Genomic DNA, 3832 nt, shown 5'->3' on the forward strand with positions numbered 1-3832 from the left:
CGACAAGCCGGTATAGCGAACAACAAGCCCAACGACTAGAACAAGAAGCGGCAGACGCAGCACAACAAGGTGATAGTCAAACGGCAAAAAACAAACAAGAGGAAGCAAAAAAATGGCAGACTGGCGGCGAGCATAAACGCAAGGTCGAGGCGCTCACCAATGCGATTAGCTTTGCTTTAGCAGGCAAATCCACCGAAGCTATCGCCACAGGTGCGGCATCGCCTTATATCAACGAACAAATCAAAAAAGCGACCGAAACCATGCCCGGACTGAATATTCCGGCGCATATCTTGTGGGGAGCGATTGAAGCGGAGCTTGCAGGGGGCAAAGCAGCAACCGGTGCGATTGCGGCGGGAGTAGGTGAAGCGAGTGCAGGGATACTTGCTGAAGGAATGTACGGTAAATCGCCAAACGAACTTACAGAAGAGGAAAAACAAAATGTGTTAACCTTAAGCAACGTTGCGGCGGGGGTAGCTAGCGGTTTAACGGTAAACGGCAATCGTGCGGAGAATCTGGCAACAATTAGCACAGGGATAACTGTTGCGGAAAATGCGGTGAAAAATAATAGTTTCGGGCAATCTTATTCTCAGTGGAAAAAAGAGCAGGAGTTAAGAGAGAAAGATCCGGAAGCGTACCAAAAGCTGAAAGAGGAACAATTTGAAGTATTTAAAGATGTTTTAGGTATTGCAGCTGATTTTACACCGGTAGTGGGTGATATGAAGTCTTTTGCTGAAGCAGAAGATAACATTGATTATACTTTAGCCGTGATAGGCATTATACCTGGTTCAGAGATTGTGACTAAGCCCTTAAAGGCTGCTAAGGAATCTATTCAAAAAGCAAAAGCGGCTGAAAAGTTAGGGAATGTAGTAGAGGCAGCTAAACATCAACAAGATGCTGTTCGCTATATTGATAATTCGGTTAATGGGTTCTATGAAGCAAAAGAATTTAGACGAAGCTTTGAAGATGTTTATGGTAAGGGGAATGTTAAATCTACAACTATGCCGCCAGATACAGCTAAAAATGTAAAATTAGCAGGTAAGAAACATCCGGTGACAGGTGTTCCATTTGATAATAAAGGTTTCCCTATTTTTGATGATATATCTAAATATGACACTAAGTTAAGTTTAGAACACTATAGAAAATTAAGTTACACAGACCAGATGAAAGAAGCTACTAAACAAATGTATAAAGAATTAGGAGAAGAAGGAATTAAAAAACAATTTGATTTAGAACAAATTAAGGCGATTAAATCATCAAATAATAAAATTCCAGGATATACTTGGCATCATCACCAAGATACGGGGAGAATGCAATTGGTTCCTGAGCGTGAGCATTCTAAAACTGGACACATTGGGGGAGATTATATACAGAAAGGGAAATAATATGTGGAAAATATATAAAGGAAATGATCAAGATCTCAGCTTTGCGTTAGATTGTCTTTATTGTCAAGCTATTAATTTAGAAGAGTTTAAATTATGGATTTATCGTATTATAGAAACATCTAGTGTAGATGAAGTGCCTGTCTATTTTTATGATCTACTTGACTTTGATGATTCTTTATTTAAATTGTCTAAAGTTATTGGTTTTTCAGTGAAAAGTTATTTATCTTGTGAGGGTGAATATTCTATTTATGGCATTTCATATATAAGAGGAATAGATGTATTTGATTCACCTGTTAATAAATTGGAGGCTATTTCATATTTGAAATTAAATGAAGAGATATTAAGTAAGTTTAAGTTTTTTTTCCCTTTTATATATATAGAAGAATTTTGAAAAATAGTCTTGCTTCATTACTTCAAACTAATATTCATGATCCAGTAAAACATATTATATAAAGAGATTTAAATTGGTTGATAATTCTAGGATTACTGTTTCCATCTCAATATAGGCATATTTGTGGGTACGAATGGTAGCAGCTACGGCATAATTTATATCATTCATTTCCAACATCATATGATGAACACGAGCCTGAGAAAGATATTGAAAATTTATGGTGGTATGTCAATTGTCCTGTTGATATAGGTTGGTTGCAACCTAACGGAATATATTGGTTTAGTTAAATTGAAAATATTTTGATAGTATAAATTTGATATATCGGCTCCGTAGAAAATAGAAACGGCGTCTGGTGGTGCCTTAATTCGGGTGGAAAGCGGTTCGGGTTTCTCGCATAAACGGGAGAACACGGACGCAATGAGTGAATTCAGTTTGGGTAACAGCGTCAATGCTAGGGATATCCGCATTACGGCGACAGAAGGGGATATACGGGCGAAGCAAACGGATTTTACCAGCCGAGATAGTGAGGGCAAACGCCAAGCGGACAGCCGTATTCAACTGAACGCCAATAAAAATATCTTATTAGAATCGGGACAGAGCTTAGAAAAATTCAAGGGTAAGCAACAAAGTGCGGGCTTTGAATCGGGCGTAGGCTTTGCGGTTGGCGCACAGACGGGAGTATATATTTACGCTCAAGCGGGATTCACGCAAGGTAAGCAAGAAGAGCGCCATGTTACCCAACATAACAGCCATCTTGATACGGCACACTTAAGCCTGACAAGCGGCGGGGACACCACCTTATCCGGTGCGGTAGCGAAAGCAAACCGCATTGATGCGGACATCAAAGGCAACTTCCGCATCGAAAGCCGCCAAGACGACCATCTATCGAAAAGCAGTAGTTCGGGCGGTGGTTTCCGGGTACAGGGCGGAATCGGCACGGCGTGGGGAGCAAGCGGTTATGCGAATGCGTCAAGCGGCAAGGCACAGGGTAAACAAGTGATTGAACAATCGGGTTTATTTGCCGAGGAGGGCGGTTATCATATTGATGCCGATAATGTCCATCTGAAAGGCGGGGCGATTGCGTCAACCAACTCAAGCGACAGCGAACTGAAAACCAATAAGCTGACTTTTGAAGATATTCAAAATGAAAGTCAAAGCCGAGCGATAAGCGGCGGCATAAGCGGCAGTGCGAACTTAACCAAGGCAGTGGGCAATGCACCGACAACAAACTCAGAAGCCAAACGCCAGGCGGAGTTTGCTAAGCTGACCGGCACATCACAAAGCAATAACCTTTCGCCGACGGTTCCGATGTATGACAGCGAACAAGACAGCAGTATTACCAAAGCGACCTTAACGGAAGGGACTATCACCTTAAACAAAGATAGCGCCCCAAGGGAGACGACGGCAGCCGAGCTGGGCATCAACACCGACATTACAGAAGCCAACCGCCAAGTCAGCGCCCCGAAAGATATACAGAAAATGCTGAAAGAGCAGCAAATCATAAGCCAAAATGTGGGGTATATGGTGGAGGCTGCCACCGTCTTTAGCGATAATCGGGCGAAAGCGGCGAAAGAAGCAGAAGATAAGGCGGCAGAGGAATTAGAGACAGCAATTAAAGGCAAAAACACCGCCGGTCTTGAGGCTAAGATAGCGGCATATGATGAAGCGAAAGCGGAAAATCAACGCTGGCAAGAGGGTGGTTCAAGCCGTCGCAAAGTGGATGCGGCAGTGGCTGTGGTCGGAGCCATTTTATCGGGTAAGACAGCGGCGCAAACCGCCGTGGCTGGAATATCGCCGGAATTGAATGCACAAATCCACGACCTCACGAAAGACAATAAAGCGGCAAATCTGTTTTCACACGCGGTGCTTTCCGCCACGGAGTTTTATGCATCGGGACTAGACCCCGCAGCAGGTGCGTTGGCAGGTGTAGCGGGTGAAGGCGTGGCAATGGTGTTGTCTGAAAAAGTGTTTAACAAACCGGCGGAACAGCTGACCACAGACGAACGGAATCTATTAAAAACCGCTTCTCAACTTGCTGGTGCGGTTGTCGGGGGAATAT

3 protein-coding genes and 1 pseudogene are annotated in these 3832 nt (G+C 43.3%); all 4 read left to right on the plus strand.

Annotated elements, in window-relative coordinates; all coding sequences use genetic code 11:
* Nucleotides 1–1382: HNH endonuclease (locus tag BKL51_RS12285; RefSeq protein ID WP_198930129.1), on the plus strand; the 1382-nt coding region annotated here is incomplete at its 5' end.
* A gap of 1 nt (nucleotide 1383) precedes the next feature.
* The gene (locus BKL51_RS10770) at nucleotides 1384–1773 is read left to right on the plus strand and encodes a hypothetical protein (RefSeq protein ID WP_059366799.1); all 390 of its coding nucleotides are present in this window, start codon (nucleotides 1384–1386) and stop codon (nucleotides 1771–1773) included.
* 173 nt (nucleotides 1774–1946) lie between these two features.
* A pseudogene (locus BKL51_RS12360) lies at nucleotides 1947–2060 on the plus strand (hypothetical protein); the annotation flags it as partial.
* A gap of 130 nt (nucleotides 2061–2190) precedes the next feature.
* Nucleotides 2191–3832 (plus strand): hemagglutinin repeat-containing protein (locus tag BKL51_RS10775; protein ID WP_198930130.1); only part of this gene is annotated, 1642 nt, incomplete at its 3' end.

Origin of the sequence: Rodentibacter sp. Ppn85, assembly GCF_001999335.1 — a bacterium.
Taxonomy (GTDB): Bacteria; Pseudomonadota; Gammaproteobacteria; order Enterobacterales; family Pasteurellaceae; genus Rodentibacter.

Coding starts and splice junctions, on each gene's coding strand:
- BKL51_RS10770 (WP_059366799.1), top strand. CDS start 1,384: ATGTGGAAAATATATAAAGGAAATGATCAAGATCTCAGCTTTGCGTTA.